17 protein-coding genes and 1 pseudogene are annotated in these 15706 nt (G+C 61.3%); all 18 read right to left on the bottom strand.

The window, feature by feature from the left end:
- Positions 1 to 807, bottom strand: coding sequence for a DUF2189 domain-containing protein (locus AC5J09_RS01555; protein WP_494296675.1), 807 nt, complete (start codon positions 805 to 807; stop codon positions 1 to 3).
- A gap of 27 nt (positions 808 to 834) precedes the next feature.
- Complete coding sequence (locus AC5J09_RS01550; RefSeq protein ID WP_127712324.1) at positions 835 to 1026, bottom strand: hypothetical protein; 192 nt, start codon at positions 1024 to 1026, stop codon at positions 835 to 837.
- Positions 1026 to 1907 carry a cytochrome-c oxidase, cbb3-type subunit III gene (ccoP, locus tag AC5J09_RS01545; RefSeq protein ID WP_494296674.1) on the bottom strand — a complete coding sequence of 294 codons (882 nt, stop codon included), beginning with the start codon at positions 1905 to 1907 and terminating at the stop codon, positions 1026 to 1028. Before ccoP (AC5J09_RS01545) ends, AC5J09_RS01550 begins: the two co-directional genes overlap by 1 nt.
- A complete protein-coding gene (locus AC5J09_RS01540; protein ID WP_100673587.1) occupies positions 1898 to 2068 on the bottom strand; it encodes a cbb3-type cytochrome c oxidase subunit 3 in 171 nt (56 codons plus the stop codon). The genes ccoP (AC5J09_RS01545) and AC5J09_RS01540 overlap by 10 nt, the downstream gene beginning before the upstream one ends.
- A gap of 21 nt (positions 2069 to 2089) precedes the next feature.
- On the bottom strand, positions 2090 to 2842 hold the full coding sequence (ccoO, locus tag AC5J09_RS01535; protein ID WP_324765276.1) for a cytochrome-c oxidase, cbb3-type subunit II: 753 nt from the start codon (positions 2840 to 2842) through the stop codon (positions 2090 to 2092).
- A gap of 4 nt (positions 2843 to 2846) precedes the next feature.
- On the bottom strand, positions 2847 to 4502 hold the full coding sequence (gene ccoN / locus AC5J09_RS01530) for a cytochrome-c oxidase, cbb3-type subunit I (protein WP_127712321.1): 1656 nt from the start codon (positions 4500 to 4502) through the stop codon (positions 2847 to 2849).
- A 292-nt stretch (positions 4503 to 4794) separates the two neighbouring features.
- The gene (locus AC5J09_RS01525; RefSeq protein ID WP_494296673.1) at positions 4795 to 5475 is read right to left on the bottom strand and encodes a Crp/Fnr family transcriptional regulator; all 681 of its coding nucleotides are present in this window, start codon (positions 5473 to 5475) and stop codon (positions 4795 to 4797) included.
- A gap of 82 nt (positions 5476 to 5557) precedes the next feature.
- A pseudogene (ccoS, locus tag AC5J09_RS01520) lies at positions 5558 to 5716 on the bottom strand (cbb3-type cytochrome oxidase assembly protein CcoS); the annotation flags it as partial.
- Positions 5713 to 7986 (bottom strand): cation-translocating P-type ATPase, encoded by a 2274-nt coding sequence (locus AC5J09_RS01515; RefSeq protein WP_494296672.1) that lies wholly within the window; start codon positions 7984 to 7986, stop codon positions 5713 to 5715. The gene AC5J09_RS01515 and the pseudogene ccoS, both read right to left, overlap by 4 nt.
- Positions 7983 to 8486, bottom strand: a complete 504-nt coding sequence (locus tag AC5J09_RS01510) for a FixH family protein (RefSeq protein WP_494296671.1) — start codon at positions 8484 to 8486, stop codon at positions 7983 to 7985. The genes AC5J09_RS01515 and AC5J09_RS01510 overlap by 4 nt, the downstream gene beginning before the upstream one ends.
- A complete protein-coding gene (gene ccoG / locus AC5J09_RS01505; RefSeq protein WP_494296670.1) occupies positions 8483 to 10057 on the bottom strand; it encodes a cytochrome c oxidase accessory protein CcoG in 1575 nt (524 codons plus the stop codon). Before ccoG ends, AC5J09_RS01510 begins: the two co-directional genes overlap by 4 nt.
- 229 nt (positions 10058 to 10286) lie before the next feature.
- Complete coding sequence (ccoP, locus tag AC5J09_RS01500; protein WP_494296669.1) at positions 10287 to 11156, bottom strand: cytochrome-c oxidase, cbb3-type subunit III; 870 nt, start codon at positions 11154 to 11156, stop codon at positions 10287 to 10289.
- A 3-nt stretch (positions 11157 to 11159) separates the two neighbouring features.
- A complete protein-coding gene (locus AC5J09_RS01495; protein WP_102763113.1) occupies positions 11160 to 11312 on the bottom strand; it encodes a cbb3-type cytochrome c oxidase subunit 3 in 153 nt (50 codons plus the stop codon).
- Positions 11313 to 11324: 12 nt separating this feature from the next.
- The gene (gene ccoO / locus AC5J09_RS01490; RefSeq protein ID WP_494296668.1) at positions 11325 to 12056 is read right to left on the bottom strand and encodes a cytochrome-c oxidase, cbb3-type subunit II; all 732 of its coding nucleotides are present in this window, start codon (positions 12054 to 12056) and stop codon (positions 11325 to 11327) included.
- A 13-nt stretch (positions 12057 to 12069) separates the two neighbouring features.
- Positions 12070 to 13689 (bottom strand): cytochrome-c oxidase, cbb3-type subunit I, encoded by a 1620-nt coding sequence (ccoN, locus tag AC5J09_RS01485; protein WP_494296667.1) that lies wholly within the window; start codon positions 13687 to 13689, stop codon positions 12070 to 12072.
- A 362-nt stretch (positions 13690 to 14051) separates the two neighbouring features.
- Entirely contained in the window at positions 14052 to 14504 is a 453-nt protein-coding gene (locus AC5J09_RS01480) for a pyridoxamine 5'-phosphate oxidase family protein (RefSeq protein WP_494296666.1), read from the bottom strand.
- Between the two features lie 83 nt (positions 14505 to 14587).
- On the bottom strand, positions 14588 to 15223 hold the full coding sequence (locus tag AC5J09_RS01475) for a helix-turn-helix domain-containing protein (protein ID WP_324765266.1): 636 nt from the start codon (positions 15221 to 15223) through the stop codon (positions 14588 to 14590).
- A 78-nt stretch (positions 15224 to 15301) separates the two neighbouring features.
- Positions 15302 to 15649 carry a response regulator transcription factor KdpE gene (locus AC5J09_RS01470; RefSeq protein ID WP_494296665.1) on the bottom strand — a complete coding sequence of 116 codons (348 nt, stop codon included), beginning with the start codon at positions 15647 to 15649 and terminating at the stop codon, positions 15302 to 15304.
- Between the last annotated feature and the right edge of the window lie 57 nt (positions 15650 to 15706).

The following is a 15706-nucleotide window of genomic DNA, read 5'->3' as shown; positions in this document are numbered from 1 at the left end:
CTAGTGCACCGCCTTGTAGGCGTGCCACGTTGCATGCCCGAGCAAGGGGAAGATCACGACCAGACCGATCAGCCCGGTGGCGACGCTTACCAGGAACAGTCCAAGCACAATCGCGCCCCAGACGAGCATCGGACGGAGATTGTTCCAGACAAGCGCCACGCTGATCCCCATTGCCGTGAACGCATCGATGCGCTGGTCCAGAAGCATCGGGATGGAGAACACGCTTATAGCAAAGGAAAAGCCCGCAAAAAGCGCGCCTATGAAAATGCCGACTGCGAGCATGGCCCAACCGGTCGGCGTCGTCAGAAGCAGTTGCGTGACATGCCCTAGGCCCGGAAACGGCCGAACTCCAAAAAACAAGGCATAGATGAGCACGGCCGCACGCATCCAGAGCAGCATGAGCATGCAGAGCAGAAGCCCCGTGAAGAACACCTGGGCGCCGGCCACCGGTCTGACGCGGAGCATGCTCCCAAGAGTGACCGGCTCGGAGCGCTCGAGGCGCGAGCTCTTCAGGTAAAGGCCCGTGGCGAGGAGCGGCGCGATGATCATGAAACCTGCAACGGCGGGGAACAAGAAATAGTCGCGTCCGGTCGCGAAGAGGAGCCAGATGATCAGGAAGGAAACGACGAAGACGGTTATCCCGTAGCTCAGGCTGGGCATCGGGAAAGTGATCAGGTCACGCCAACCTTTCGCCAACCACTCGAAGGGCGCCTGGGCCGGTAAATGGCGCTGCCATTTCGGGTTCCAGGTCTCCTCTATTCCTGAGACCTCGCCTACCCAACGCTGTAACTTTCGAGTTCCAGACATATGTCTCTCCACGGGTACACCATGCCGTCAGCAGGATGATTTTGCGGCCCTGTACTGTCCCGGTGTCGGCCCCGTCTCCTTGAGGTGGGCGACGCATCCGGGATCGCTATCGATCGCGACGTAAAGCATGTGGGCGTTAGCGCCGAGGAAAATCGCCGCAGCAACGAGGCCCCACCAGGCCAGCGTCGATCTGCTTCGTCTGGCAACAACCTTCGTCATCACGGCTTCTCCACGCCCAGCGCGTTGACATAGAGGGCCAGAATCTTGATCTCCGCCGGTGTCAGCCGCTCGTCCCATGTCGGCATGTGGCCCTGGCGTCCGCCATGGACCGACTCGATGATGGTTTGCATCGAGCCGCCATAGATCCAATAGGCATCGGTCAGGTTCGGAGCGCCGACCTCCCGACTGCCTCTCGCGTCTTCGCCGTGGCAGGCGGCGCAAGTGGTGAGGAACACTTCTCTGCCCGTCTCGATCCGGCCGATGTTCTCCGGCGTGGAGTATTGGGGATTGGTGAGCGAATAGACGTAGGCGGCGACATCACGGACCTGATTGCGTTCGAGCATCTGGTCGCGACCGAACGAGGGCATCTGCCCGACGCGGCTCTCAGGGTGCCTGGTGTTGATGCCAACCCTCAGGGTCTGCTCAATATCCTCCGGTCCGCCACCCCAAAGCCAGTCGTCATCGGTCAAATCCGGATAGTTGTTGCGACCCTTTCCGTCGACGCCGTGGCAAACGGCGCAGTTGTCGCCGAAGAGTTGATGGCCGGTTGAGCGCACCGTCGCCATAAGGCGTTCGTCCGCCCTTATCTCGTCGTAGGAGAGCGTATCGATTTGGTTCTCCCAGGTCGCTCTGGCGGCAGCCGCGGCGGTTAGTTTTTCCTCGACAACGTCGCGCTCGTCGATCCCAAGCAGGCCCTTGGTGTAGGTGGTGCCCAGCGGCCACGTGGGCAGCAGAACCCACCAGATAAGCGCGAAGACATGAGTGATGACGAGGAAAAGCAGCACTCCGCGCGGAACCGGGGTGTCGAGCTCCTTGATGCCGTTCCACTCATGCCCGGTGGTCTTCCGGCCGCTGATTGGATCGACTTCTTCTACGTCCATGGCTGATCATCCTTGTCGAGAATCGCCTTCTTGGCGCGATCGAAACGGTCGCGGTTAGCCGGCCAGAACGTGTAGACGATGACGCAGATCGAGAATCCGATGAGATAGAAGAGCCCCCAGCTTTTCGCCGCCTCCACCAGTGTCTCGTGCGTCACGTCCATGACGAATTGTCCCTTTCTCGTTCAATCGGCTGGATCGGGTACCTGTTCCGGCGCTGCCGTGTTCTGGTACGCCGCCTTTGTCAGCCGTCCGAGGACCTGCAGATAGGCGACGAGCGCATCCATTTCCGTGACCCGTGTTGCCACCCCGTCGAAGGCGCTGACCTGGGTCTCCTCGCCATATCGTTCGGTGACGCCCGACGCCTGCTCGCTGTCGGGCATGGCCTGGCCGAAGGCGTCCTGCGCGGCGTTCTCGATCATTTCGTCGGTATAGGGCACTCCGACGCTTCGCTGCGCCTCCAGATGAAGACCGAGGTCATCCAGGCGCAATGGTGTCCGCGCCAGCCAGGCATAGGCCGGCATGTTCGACTCCGGCACGACGTCGCGCGGGTTGGTGAGATGGGCTACATGCCAGAAATCGGAATATTTGCCTCCTACCCTGGCGAGATCCGGTCCGGTTCGCTTCGACCCCCACAGCATCGGGTGATCATATTTGGATTCGACCGCCAGCGAATACGGGCCGTAGCGCTCGACCTCGTCGCGCAGCGTGCGGATCATCTGGCTGTGGCAGGCATAGCAGCCCTCGCGGATATAGATGTTGCGGCCGGCGAGCTCCAGCGGCGTGTAGAGCCGCATGTCCTCGACGTCCTCGACGGTCTCGTCAATTGTGAACAGCGGAGCGATCTCCACGATGCCGCCGACACTGGCCGCCAGAATGATCGCCAGCACGAAACCGATCGCCGTCCGCTCGAGCTTTCGATGGATAAGTTCGCGCATGATCCTACTCCGCCGGTCCCGTTGCCGCGCCTTTCGGCAATGGCGCGGCGACCGGAACGTCGTCGTGCCGTTCAGCCAGCACAGGGACGCCGCGAACGGTCATCCAGATGTTGTAGGTGGCGACAACGGCTCCGATCAGGAACAGCAGGCCGCCGAAGGCGCGTGCAATGTAGTAGGGGTACATCGCCACCAGGGAATCCACGAAGGAATAGGCGAGCGTCCCCTCCCCGGTATAGGTCCGCCACATCAGGCCCTGAATGATGCCCGAGTTCCACATTGCGAAGACGTATATCACGGTGCCGGCGAAGGCGAGCCAGAAATGGACCTCAACGAGGGCTGCCGAATACATCCTCTCGCGCTTCCAGATCGCCGGCACGAGCGTGTAGAGCGAACCGTAGGTGATCAACGCCACCCAGCCCAGGGCCCCTGCGTGGACATGGCCGACTGTCCAGTCGGTGTAGTGCGAAAGCGAATTGACGGGACGGACCGCGAGGAAAGATCCCTCGAAGGTCGACAGGCCGTAAAAGAAGGCGGCCATCATAATGAAGCGCAGCGTCGCGTCGTCGCGAACCTTGTGCCAGGCGCCGTTCAGGGTCAGCAGCGCGTTGCCGGCTGATGCCCATGAGGGAACAAGCAGCATCACAGAGAATGTCATGCCGAGGTTCTGCACCCAATGCGGCAGGGCCGTATAATGAAGGTGGTGCGAGCCGGCCCACATGTAGAAGAAGGTTATGCCCCAAAAGCTGAGGATAGACAGCCGATAGGAAAAGATGGGCCGCTCGGCACGCTTCGGCAGGTAGTAATAGAGCATCGCCAGGAAGCCTGCCGTCAGGAAGAAAGCGACCGCATTGTGCCCGTACCACCACTGCACCATCGAGTCCTGCACGCCCGCCCAGATCGTGTAGCTCTTGGCATGCCCCAGGGAGACCGGAACTGTCAGGTTGTTGATGATGTGCAGGATCGCCACGACCACGATGAAGGCCATGTAGTACCAGTTGGCGACGTAGATGTGAGGCTCCCTGCGCCGCGCCAGCGTCCGGATGTAGAGGATGAAATAGGTGACCCAGACGATGACGAGCCAGAGGTCGGCATACCATTCTGCCTCGGCATATTCCTTCGACTGCGTGACGCCCATGAAATAGCCGGTCACGGCCAGAATGCAGAAGAGATTGTAGCCGAACAGCACGAACCATGGGCTGAGTTGGTCCGCCAGCCGGGCGCGCGAGGTCCTTTGAACCACGTGGAACGAGGTTGCGATCAGGGCGTTGCCGCCGAACCCGAAAATCACCCCGGTCGTGTGGGCCGGCCTGATCCGCCCGAAGCTCGCCCAGGCGGTATCGAAATTGAGGCTAGGCCAGGCGAGCTGCGCGGCGGCCCAGACTCCGACGAACATGCCGAAGATCGCCCAAAACAACGTGAACCAGACGCCGACCTTGATGGGATCGTCGTAGTAGCGGGAGATCCGCGACGGATCCGGCGGAGGTCCGAACGAGCTCGACATTATAACATACAGCAGGCCGAGGCTGTATAAGAGGACAATCGCGCCATGTACTCCGAGCGGGTCGAACCGGCCTGCTGCCGCCATGGCTATGCCCACAATAGCCAGGACGAGCAATATTGCCGCGGCTCGATCCCGTTCTCGCGTCGTCAACTGTCCCATGAAGTTGCTCCCTCGTCATGAACAGCCCCTAGCAACGAGCATCTATCCCCCAAGGGGGACAAATCAAGGCTTCTGTCTATCTTTGCCGATCGCATCCAGGGCTTGAAGTCGATGCTTGACGGCACGGCACATGGTTCCCCATCCTCGCGCGACGCGGATAGCGAAACCAAGCATCCGCAGTCTTCTGGAACCGGACCATGTCTTACCGGGAGATGTATTGTGTCAACTCCTCAATCTTTAGTAAATTATACGTTGTGCGTGTATTTTCGGATCAGTCGTGCTCTGCTCCGGCTTAGATCCGCTCCAGCTCGTGCCGGTCGTGAATCTCGATCATCCGACCCTTTACGGTGACCCCGGACTGGCGCAGCGTCGAAAAGGCGCGTGACAGGGCTTCCGGGGCCAGGCCAAGCTTCCCCGCAAGCACGTACTTCTGGAACGGCAAGCGGAACGAGAAGCTTGTTGTGGTGCCGTTTGGACAATGGCTGAGGATGTAGCTTGCAACGCGCTGCGTAGCGGTGAGCAGGCGATCTTGTGCGAGCAGGTCTTCCGTTATATTGCCTCGATGGCAGAGATGCTCGATGAAAGCCTGCGCCACATCGGGGTCTGCGGCGGCGAATTGGCGAAGCTTGGCGCTGTCAATGCGCGCAATGTTGGATGCTTCGGCAGCCTCCGCGCTGGCGGTGGCACGCCCCAGGTACATGACGTTCTCGGCAAACATTTCGCCTTTGGAGAACACCGCCACATCGGCCTCGCGCCCGTCTTTTCCAACACGGTAGAGGCGGATCAGACCTGAAAGTACAAAGAACACGTCGTCGATGCTGTCGCCCTTGTGGAAGAGGATATCGTGCTCCTCGTAGGTGGATAGCCTCGTGTCCTCGATAATGGCGTCGACGGTGGAGCACGGCAGCCGTCCGAAGAAGCGCGAACTCAGGAAGGTCGTCCTATCGCTCGAAGTCAATTGCAGCATCTTCATTGCGAATGTCCCAATAAACCTGCCATCAGTCTAGCGCTATGCCGGTTTCGGTAAGTTGATCTTGGTCAAATAGCTGGAAAGGCCGGCTCGATTCACCCTTGCCATCTCCGTCGTCGAGTACGCGCCAGGAGGCTCCGTCGAGGTCCTCGTACTGTCCGCTCTTGAGCGCCCACAGAAATGCGACCAGCCCCAGACCACCGAGACTGAGTGCGATTGGAATGAGATAGATGAGGGTGTTCATGAGGTCACCGCGTCTGAATGCATCAATGTGGATGGCGTCGCGGCCTTACCGGCGGCAAGGCTGCGCTTCAGTCTCAGAGCATTGAAGACCACCACGAGCGACGAGGTGGACATAGCGACAGCGGCAACAAGCGGAGTTGCGTACCCAAGAATGGCGATCGGCACGGCGATGACGTTGTAGCCAATCGCCAGCACGAAGTTCTGCCTGATAAGTCGTCCGGCGTGCCGCGAAGTCTCGATGGCGAAGGGAACTGCCGAAAGGGCCTCATGCATAAAGACGAAGTCGGCAGCCTGGCGCCCTACATCGGCGGCAGTCGCCGGAGCCATGGAAACGTGTGCCGCACGCAGAACCGGCGCGTCGTTTATGCCGTCCCCCACTACCAGGGCCTTGTGACCTGCCTCGGCGGCAGCGGCGCATGCCTCGACTTTTTCGCGTGGCGAGAGTTCGGAATGCCAGTTCGAAATCCCCAAACTCCTGGCGAGGGCTGCGACCACAGACTCCCGGTCGCCGGATAGGATTCCCGTCGCAATGTCCAGGCGGCCAAGGGCTTCGATCGATTCGCGCGACGCGGGGCGCGGCCGATCCTCGAACCGGAAGCAGGCAAGCTCACGAAAATCCAACGACAGGATTGCCTCCGATTGCCCGCCATCGGAGCCCGGATCGCCGACTGCAAAGCCGCGGCTTCCGAGCCGATAGACGCCGTCCGTGGTCTTCACTTCGATGCCGGCGCCGGGAATTTCCCGGATATCGCCAGCAAGCGCAGGGATTGCCCCTGCCGAATTCTGAATCGCTATTGCGATCGGATGGCGCGAATGCACCGCGATAGCCGCCGCAATCGCGAGCCGACCCCCTGCGATTTCGTGCGCATTCACGAGCCGTGGTCTGCCGATGGTCAGCGTGCCGGTCTTATCCAGGAGCACCGTGTCGATCTCAGAGAGACGCTCCATCGCCGTGCCATCCTTGACCATGACACCGCCTTGGAACAGCCGCCCGGCCGCAACGACCTGGACGACGGGAACCGCGAGACCAAGAGCGCAGGGGCATGTGATGATGAGCACCGCCACTGCGATCAGCATGGCATGGTGGACATCTCCCTCCACTAGCATCCAGCCGACAAAGGTCAGGAGCGCCAGCAGATGGACTGCCGGCGAGTAATAGCGGGCGGCGCGGTCGGCTATGCGTCGGTAGCGCGCCCTGCCCCCTTCGGCAGCCTCCATCAATCCGATGATTTCGGCGATGAACGAGTCGCGCGACGCGGCGGTCGCCTCCAGCGTGAGCGGTCCGGTGAGGTTGAGCGTGCCGGCCTGAACCGTGTCCCCTGTGGCGACCACGGTCGGCGAGCTCTCGCCGTTGACCACGGAGCGATCGAGGTCGCTTGTCCCGGACAGCACCCGTCCATCGACGGGGATACGCTCGCCAGCCGCGACAATCAGGCGTTCGCCTGGCTTGATCTCGTCGACGGCGCGGTACTCGCGCGAGCCATCCGGATGGACAATCGTGGCCCCGCGCGGAGACAAGCGTGCGAGACCGCTGATCGCCGTTCGTGCACGGCCCCGCATCATGTGATCGAGCGTACGGCCGATCAGCAGGAAGAACAGCAAGGTCACGGATGCATCGAACCAGGCATGTTCGCCATGACCAATCGTCTCGTAGAGCGACATGCCATAGGAAAGGCTGACGGCGAGCGCGATCGGCACATCCATGTTGGTTCGGCCGTGGCGAATGGCGTTCCATGCCGACTCGTAGAAAAAGCGGCCAGCATAGATCAGCGCTGGTCCGGCGATCAGCGCCGAGATCCAGTGGAAGAGATCGCGGGTGGCCGCATCCGCCCCGGACCAGACTGATACGGAGAGCAGCATGATATTGGTTGCGGCGAAGCCGGAAACGGCAACCGCGAGGATCAACTGCTTCAGCAGGTCGTCGCCCTCGTCCCCGCCGGGCGAAAAGAGGTGTGTCTGATAACCACGCTCAGCGATGGCATGCAAGAAGTCACAGGGATCGGTGCGACGACCGCCAACCTCCTCCTTCCAGACGATTGAAACCCGACGGGAGGAGAGATTGACGCGGGCGCGTTCGACTTCGGGCTTGGCGTGCAGCGCTCCTTCGATCGTGGCGATGCAGGCACCGCAACAGGCATCGGGGACGCTCAGCTCCGACCGACGCAACCCGCCTCCGAGGTCCCGGCTCGCAAGCCAAAGTTCCTCGGAGACGGGCGACGCCTGCCCTCCTTCGGCAAGCATGGTTGCCGCACCAACGGCGCAGCAGCTCATTTGTCACCTCCCTCTGCGATGAAGCGGATAGTGTGGCGGTGAACCACCGCATCCCCCGACATGGCCGTAATGGCGGCGATCCATTGACCGGGCTTCAACTCCTCAGCCAATGCAAAAGCGCCCTCGCCCCCCGGATGGAGCTCGACGCGAAGGTCCTCATGCTCCTCAACCGGTCGTTTGAGAACGGCGATTACCTTGTCGATTTGTCGGTCCGGTTCTCCGTTGCGGGTAAGGACGTAGCGGATTGCGCCGGGTTCGGCCGTCAGTCGTCCCTTGATGCCGCTTGCCTGAAAGGCGCGGCCCTCAGCCACCTTGCCGTTGAATTGCTGGCTGGCGACGTAGGTGTTCTCGACGACAAGGCCGCTCCAGCTTCGGCTGGCGTTCCAAGCCATGACGAGGTTGACGGAGATGATGGTGCCGAAGAAGAGGCCCATGACCGCCACCATGTGCCAACCGGTGAATCCGCGCTCCGGGCCGCGCTGTTTCGTTGTCGTGCTCATCGTCTTGCTGCTCCCGGCAGATTGAAATTGGCCTGATACACATCGCGTTCGTGGCTGGACGGATCCTCCGCAATGAGGGAGAAGCCCTCTTCCGCTTCGGCGAGTCTACCCTTCGGCAACGTGACGAAGACCTTGAGTGGGGTGACCTTGTCCGGCTCGACGCCGATGGTGATGCTGCGCCCGTCGCCGGTCGCCTGGCCGGCCACGCGCATGGTGGCGGCGGGCATACCCTCGATCGTCAGGCTGATGGTACGCTGTTCGGGGATCATGTTGAGCAGCTTGACCATATAGCCGTTGCGCACCGAGCCGTCGGATTCTACGACGAACTGGGGGTTGCGGTCGTGCAGGACGTTCAGTTCCAATCGGTCGCGCGCCAGCAGGCCGAAAAGAAGACCGAGTCCGACAATCGCCCAGACGCCGAAATAGACGAGAACGCGGGGCCGGAAGACGATGCGCCAGTTGAGATGCCGCACCTTGTCACGGAAGGCGCCATTGGCGTCGCGCACGCGGGTCGGGTCGATCTCCGCAGTCCCGCCGCTGGTCGCAAGGGCCATATTGGCGGCATAGTCGCTGAGCGTCGCGTACGAGATCAGCCCGCGCTCGCGGCCGAGCTTGTCCATCACGCCGTCGCAGGCGTCGATGCAGAGGGCGCAGGTGATGCATTCGAGCTGCTGGCCATCGCGAATGTCGATGCCCATGGGACAGACAGCGACGCAGGCGTTGCAGTCGACGCAATCCCCGACGACTTCGCCGGCAGCCGCCGCCTTCTTCGCATGCCGCGAGCGCGGCTCCCCCCGCCAGTCGTTGTAAGTAACGACGAGCGAGTTCTCGTCCAGCATGGCCGCCTGGATGCGCGGCCATGGGCACATGTAGGTGCAGACCTGCTCGCGCATCAGTCCGCCGAAGACATAGGTCGTCGCGGTCAGAATGCCGATCGTGGTATAGGCGACCGGCGGCGCATCGAGCGCGACCAGGCTCGCCAAAAGCGAGGGCGCATCGGCGAAATAGAATATCCACGCGCCGCCGGTCGCAACCCCGATCGCCAGCCAAACGGCATGCTTGGCGACGCGCTTGCGGATCTTGTCTAAGCTCCAGGCTCCAGCGTCGAGGCGCATGCGCGCGTTGCGGTCGCCCTCGATGAAGCGCTCGACGACGAGAAAGAGATCGACCCAAACGGTCTGCGGGCAGGCATAGCCGCACCAGGCCCGCCCGACCGCCGAAGTCACCAGGAAGAGACCGAAGCCCGCCATGACGAGGAGCCCCGCAACGAAGAAGAACTCCTGCGGCCAAATCTCTATGAAGAAGAAATAGAAACGCCGGGAAGCGAGGTCGATGAGGACTGCCTGATCCGGTGCATGGGCCCCGCGGTCCCAACGGATCCACGGCGTCAGATAGTAGATGCCGAGCGTCACCAGCATCACCAGCCACTTGAACCGGCGGAAGCGACCCTCGGTCCTCTTCGGGAAGATCTTCCGACGCTTCTCGTAGAGCGGCCCTCGCACGCGCGCGGCATTGACCGCTTCGGCATCGAGCCGTTCGACTGAAGCTTTGGTTATCGGCTGGTGGAGCATGCAGGCAGGTCCCGGCGGTGGTTTCGCTTGTGAGGCGACCTTTGCCGATGTGCACTCCGGTCACCTTGATCTGCATCAAGTCCGCGCTCGGATGCCGAACGTTGCGGTGGGCACCCCACGGGCTTTGAACGGGCCGGTCTCCCCTGCCCGTAGACGAACGAAAGCTGGCCACCCACCCGTGACCAGGAAGATCGGCCGCACGCGTGCACGGCCAATCGGTCGTGGACCTCTACTCGCCGCCGCCCAGCGAGTGGACGAACACCGCGAGCTGCTTGACGGCGTGGTCGCCGAGGCGCGGCAGCCATGCGGGCATCACGCCATGCTTCGGCGTCTTCATCTGCGCGATGACCGCCTGCTCGCCCTCGCCCTTGAGCCAGATCGCATCGGCGAGGTTGGGTGCTCCCATCTCACGGTTTCCTTTCGCGTCTGCGCCATGGCAGGAAGCGCAATTGTCGGCGAAGACCTCCTTGCCCTGCTCGACGAGGTGCGGTTGCGACGGTGCCTGAGTGAGGCTCACGACGTAGGCGGCCGTCTGCTGCATCTGCTCTGGCGTCAGCATGTCGCCGAAGGGCGGCATCTCCGAAACCCGAGTCTCCCCGTCGGGGGCGTGGCGAACCCCATGAGCTATGGTCTGATAAATTTCTTCCGGCTTGCCGCCCCAGAGCCAGTCGTCGTCATTGAGATTCGGGAAACCCTGCCCGCCCGCAGCCCCCGAGCCGTGGCACTGGGCGCAGTTCACCTTGAATACGGAAGCCCCGGCCGAAACGGCGAATTGCTGCAGTTGCGGATTTGCAATGATCTCCTCGACCGAGCTCGATGCGATCTGCTCCAGATTGCCGGCCTGTGCAGCCCTGGCAGCGTTCAGTTCGACGCTGACTTCGGCGCGACTCGAATAGCCGAGCACGCCCTTGGTCGCCTCCGTCAGCATAGGCCACGAGGGATAGGCGATCGCATAGCCGATCGCCCAGATGACCGTGGCATAGAAGCTGTAGACCCACCAGCGCGGCATCGGATTATTGAGTTCGCGGATGCCGTCCCATTCATGCCCGGTGGTTTCTACGCCGCTGACCTCGTCGACGTGCTTGTGCTTGTCGGCCATAGATCAGTCCTCCTTCAGCGGGATGACAGACGCCTGAGCGGCAGCCTTCTTGGCGCCGGGGCGGAAGATGAAAAAAACGACACCGAGGAAGAACAACGTCATCGCGAGCAATCCCCAGCTATCAGCAAAATGGCGCATGGCCGTGTACGTTTCCATGTTGCCTCCTTCTCAGCGATAGCCGGCGGCGTCGTCGTAGGTGGAGAAGTCGACGAGCGTGCCCAGCATCTGGAGATAGGCGACGAGCGCATCCATCTCCGTAAGCCTTTGCGGATCACCGTCGAAGTCGCCGAGCTTGGCCTTGGGATAGCGTGCCTCCACACCCGAACCGTCGGCATTCGGATCGGCCTGGGCCTTAAGGTCCGCAGCCGCGTTGCCGATCATCTCGTCGGTGTAGGGGACGCCGACAGCTCTGTTCGCCTTGAGGCTCATGGCAACATTCTTCACCTCGAGCGGTGTCTCCTTCAGGAATGCGTAGCTCGGCATTACAGATTCCGGCACGACCGAGCGGGGCTCGATCATGTGCTGGACATGCCATTCATTGGAGTAGCGGTCGCCGACGCGGGCGAGATCCGGTCCGGTTCGCTTGGAACCCCATTGAAAGGGATGGTCGTACATCGACTCCGCCGCCAACGAGTAATGGCCGTACCGCTCCACCTCATCACGGAAAGGACGGATCATCTGGCTGTGACAGACGTAGCATCCCTCGCGGATGTAGATGTCGCGGCCGGCAAGCTCAAGCGGGGAGTATGGTCGCATGCCTTCGACTTTCTCGATGGTGTTTTCGAGATAAAAGAGCGGCGCGATTTCGACGATTCCGCCGATGGAAACGACCAGGAGTGAGCCTATCAGCAGCAGCGTGGCATTGCGCTCGAGTATCGCGTGTTTGTCGAGAATGGACATAGTCTTTGCTCTCCTATTCTGCAGGCGCCGGCAGCGGTACAGCACCAAAGATCGGTTCCTCATCGCGGACGCGCCCGAGGATCGTCATGGTTACGTTGAAGGCCATGAGGAGCGCGCCGGCGAGAAACAGGGCGCCGCCGGCGGCGCGCATGACATAGTAGGGGAACATGGCCGCGACCGTTTCCGCGAAGGAGTACACGAGGAAGCCTTGGTCGTCGTATTCGCGCCACATCAAACCTTGCTGGATACCGGCGACCCACATAACAGCGGCGTAGACGACGATGCCGAGGGTGGCGAGCCAGAAGTGCCAGTTGACCATGCGCACGCTGTAGAGCCGTTCGCGGTTCCACAGCTTCGGCACGAGATAGTAGATCGCGCCGAAAGTGATCAGTCCGTTCCACCCGAGCGCGCCGGAATGGACGTGGCCGATGGTCCAGTCAGTGTAGTGGCTGAGTGAGTTGACTGTCTTAATCGACATCATCGGGCCTTCGAAGGTCGCCATGCCGTAGAAGGCGACGGCCATCACCATCATGCGGACCACCGGATCGGTGCGGATTTTGTCCCAGGCGCCAGACAGCGTCATCAGGCCGTTGATCATGCCGCCCCACGAGGGCATCCAGAGCATGATGGAGAAGACCATGCCGAGCGTTTGCGCCCAGTCGGGCAGTGCCGTGTAATGCAGGTGGTGAGGACCGGCCCAGATGTACATGAAGATGATCGCCCAGAAGTGGATGATCGACAGACGGTAGGAATAGACAGGGCGGTTCACCTGTTTCGGGATGAAGTAGTACATCATCGCCAGGAAGCCGGCAGTCAGAAAGAAGCCCACCGCGTTGTGTCCGTACCACCACTGCGTCAGCGCGTCTTGCACGCCGGAAAATGCGGAGTAGCTCTTCGAACCAAGGAAGGAGACGGGCACCGCCAGATTGTTCACGACGTGCAGCATCGCGATGGTGACGATAAAGGCGAGATAGAACCAGTTCGCCACATAGATGTGCGGTTCGTTGCGCTTCAGGACCGTGCCGAGGAAGGCGACGAGGTAGGCGATCCAGACGATGGTGAGCCAGAGGTCGACGTACCATTCCGGCTCAGCGTATTCGCGTGACTGCGTGATCCCGAGCAAGTAGCCGGTAGCGGCGAGGACGATGAAGAGCTGGTACCCCCAGAAGACGAACCAACCGAGGTCCCCTCCGAAGAGCCGTGCGCGGCTGGTACGCTGCACGACATAGAACGAAGTTGCGATAAGCGCGTTGCCCCCGAAGGCGAAAATGACGGCGGACGTGTGAAGCGGCCTTACCCGGCCGAAGTTGAACCAAGGCTCCACGTTGAGGTCGGGCAAGGCGAGCTGAAGGGCAACGGCGACGCCGACGAGAAAGCCGACCACGCCCCAGAATACCGTCGCGATTACGCCGTACTTCACGACCTCGTCGAAGTATTCGCTTCGACGGCCAGGATGACCCGCGACAGCCGGGCGGAAGTCAACGCGGCGCATGAGCACCAGGGTGCCGGCGAGCAGCACGAAGAACAGCACCCACATGTGCGCGCCAAACAGGCGGTCATGCGCAAGGCCGGCTCCGACCAGCGCCAGGAAGGCGCCGACGGCAAGCACGACCATCTCGACTGTGTGTTTCATGGTTAGGCCCCAACTCTCTCTTATCGCTGACTGACGCACGCGGCGCGAACCGCAAAACTATTGCGAGAATTGTCAGAGCCCTGCCCGTGGCACCTTGATCCAGATCAAGTTGCTTGGGAGCTCGCGAGACGTGCTGGCAGGTCAAAAAGTATCCGGACAAGAGCGGCAAGACATGGGTATGCAACGATGCGACCTCCTCCGCTCGCACAGCGGTGCGGACCGCGACGTCACGAAGGCGCCGGATGTTTGCCGGCTTGGGCTCGTGGGATCGGCCGGCCTAACGGAGCTGCAAAGGTATATGCAAGCGACGGAAGCTGGGGGCGTAGAATCCATCGGAGGCGATCGCCTGCGGATGCGGGAAACTATTGCTCACCGGTGTAGGCTGCCCGGCCCGTCATCTCGTCCATCTCGACGCAGAAGAAGATATGCGCAGACGCCCCTGAGATCTCTTGCGGTACAGGTTTGAGACCCCCTGGTTCCCACCAGTTGGCTTTCTTTTGGAGCAGGGACCAGGCGTGAATACGCTCGCTACGGCGGCCTTGCGCCGGTAGTTCTCTGTACGTGCCCGTCACGACCACGCTCTTCCACCGTCGACTGCTGGCAAATTCGGAAATCTGCAGCGACACCTTTGGGTTGCTGCGCATCCAGTCGATTTTCTGGCCAGGCATGGAAAAGAAATAAAATGCTTCACCCGAATGCGCGTACGTGATCGGCACAATGTAGGGCTGGCCGCCCCTGCAACATGCCAGCCGCGCGAGATCTCCGGCTGCCACGACGCCTTGGCATTCCTCACGAGACATTTCCCTTACAAACATGGCTCTTCCCTCCTCCCGTTAGACCACGCCGGATTGGCGGCGGCGGAGAATCAGAGGGGCCGATTTCGCGGCCCCGGCCAGTCTTAGTCGCAGAGCGAACGCAGAGCTTCCAGCTTGACGATATCGATCGTCCTTGCGTCCCTGAGCGCGATGACGCTGCGCGCCTTCAGTTTTGTCACCACGCGCGACACCGTTTCGATTGTCAGGCCGAGATAGTCCGCGATATCCTGTCGCGACATGGGCAAGCGTAGCTGCCTGCCTCCTCCCTGACGTTCGCAAAGATCAACGAGGAATGCGGCGATCCGTTCCACGGCACATTGCCTGCCGATCACCAGAAGGTGCTGCTGAGCCCGCGCCATGCCGGTCAAGGCGAGCGCGAGAAGCTCCCGCGAACGCTCCTGCATATGCCGGCGCCCGAAAACGGCCAATGTTGTTTCCGTGATGGCTTCGGCAAAGAAAGAATGGTTGGATCCCGCTTCGAAACCGAACATTTCGCCTGGGAGATGAAAGGACACGACTTGTCGGCGTCCATCTGAAAGGAGACGGTAGACACGCACGGCTCCGATCGAAACCTGATAGCACTTGTCGTTGAGATCGCCTTGGGCATAGATCTCGCGACCCGGCTTGTAGGTGGCGACAAGATGGGGCCCAGCAATTGGGGCCGGTCCAAGGTGTTCGGCCTCGATGGACTGTGGTTTGGCTTGTGCAGCGGCGTACATGGTTATCCCCCGTTCGATGTGGGGACAGATTGCCAATTCGCGTGACTTGGAGAAATTCGGTTAGATCACTAAGGGAGACTACTTAGCCGCCTCGATCAGGCTGTTGATCACGCCGAGCAGGTCGGCACCGGTGAACGGCTTCGTCAATGTCGTATTGTCAACACGTTGCTGAAGGGCCGACAGGCCATCAACTAGCAGTATGGCCCGGCGGCCCCTATTGCTAAGGAATTGCGCCGCGGCCTGAGGCTCGGATCTCAGTACGTCATCGTCGAGAATGGTGCAGAGCGCTTGCCGGCAAGAGGCTTCAGCCTTCTGCACAGTGTCGTAGGATTCAGTGGAATATCCTTCGACCTCCAGGGCGAATGCCACGGACCGCCGGATGCCCTGGTCCGCTGCAACGACGATAATGGTTTTCGCATCCAACAATTTAAGTCCCGCGCAATCTGCCCTGCAACTGGCAGCAATGAGCCGCCATTAAGCCGC

It is taken from the genome of Sinorhizobium sp. (assembly GCF_059070375.1).
The sequence above is the reverse complement of the archived record's forward strand: the minus strand, read 5'-3'. Positions and strand labels throughout refer to the sequence as shown.

Coding starts and splice junctions, on each gene's coding strand:
- AC5J09_RS01555 (WP_494296675.1), bottom strand. CDS start 807: ATGTCTGGAACTCGAAAGTTACAGCGTTGGGTAGGCGAGGTCTCAGGA.
- AC5J09_RS01550 (WP_127712324.1), bottom strand. CDS start 1,026: ATGACGAAGGTTGTTGCCAGACGAAGCAGATCGACGCTGGCCTGGTGG.
- ccoP (WP_494296674.1), bottom strand. CDS start 1,907: ATGGACGTAGAAGAAGTCGATCCAATCAGCGGCCGGAAGACCACCGGG.
- AC5J09_RS01540 (WP_100673587.1), bottom strand. CDS start 2,068: ATGGACGTGACGCACGAGACACTGGTGGAGGCGGCGAAAAGCTGGGGG.
- ccoO (WP_324765276.1), bottom strand. CDS start 2,842: ATGCGCGAACTTATCCATCGAAAGCTCGAGCGGACGGCGATCGGTTTC.
- ccoN (WP_127712321.1), bottom strand. CDS start 4,502: ATGGGACAGTTGACGACGCGAGAACGGGATCGAGCCGCGGCAATATTG.
- AC5J09_RS01525 (WP_494296673.1), bottom strand. CDS start 5,475: ATGAAGATGCTGCAATTGACTTCGAGCGATAGGACGACCTTCCTGAGT.
- AC5J09_RS01515 (WP_494296672.1), bottom strand. CDS start 7,986: ATGAGCTGCTGCGCCGTTGGTGCGGCAACCATGCTTGCCGAAGGAGGG.
- AC5J09_RS01510 (WP_494296671.1), bottom strand. CDS start 8,486: ATGAGCACGACAACGAAACAGCGCGGCCCGGAGCGCGGATTCACCGGT.
- ccoG (WP_494296670.1), bottom strand. CDS start 10,057: ATGCTCCACCAGCCGATAACCAAAGCTTCAGTCGAACGGCTCGATGCC.
- ccoP (WP_494296669.1), bottom strand. CDS start 11,156: ATGGCCGACAAGCACAAGCACGTCGACGAGGTCAGCGGCGTAGAAACC.
- AC5J09_RS01495 (WP_102763113.1), bottom strand. CDS start 11,312: ATGGAAACGTACACGGCCATGCGCCATTTTGCTGATAGCTGGGGATTG.
- ccoO (WP_494296668.1), bottom strand. CDS start 12,056: ATGTCCATTCTCGACAAACACGCGATACTCGAGCGCAATGCCACGCTG.
- ccoN (WP_494296667.1), bottom strand. CDS start 13,689: ATGAAACACACAGTCGAGATGGTCGTGCTTGCCGTCGGCGCCTTCCTG.
- AC5J09_RS01480 (WP_494296666.1), bottom strand. CDS start 14,504: ATGTTTGTAAGGGAAATGTCTCGTGAGGAATGCCAAGGCGTCGTGGCA.
- AC5J09_RS01475 (WP_324765266.1), bottom strand. CDS start 15,223: ATGTACGCCGCTGCACAAGCCAAACCACAGTCCATCGAGGCCGAACAC.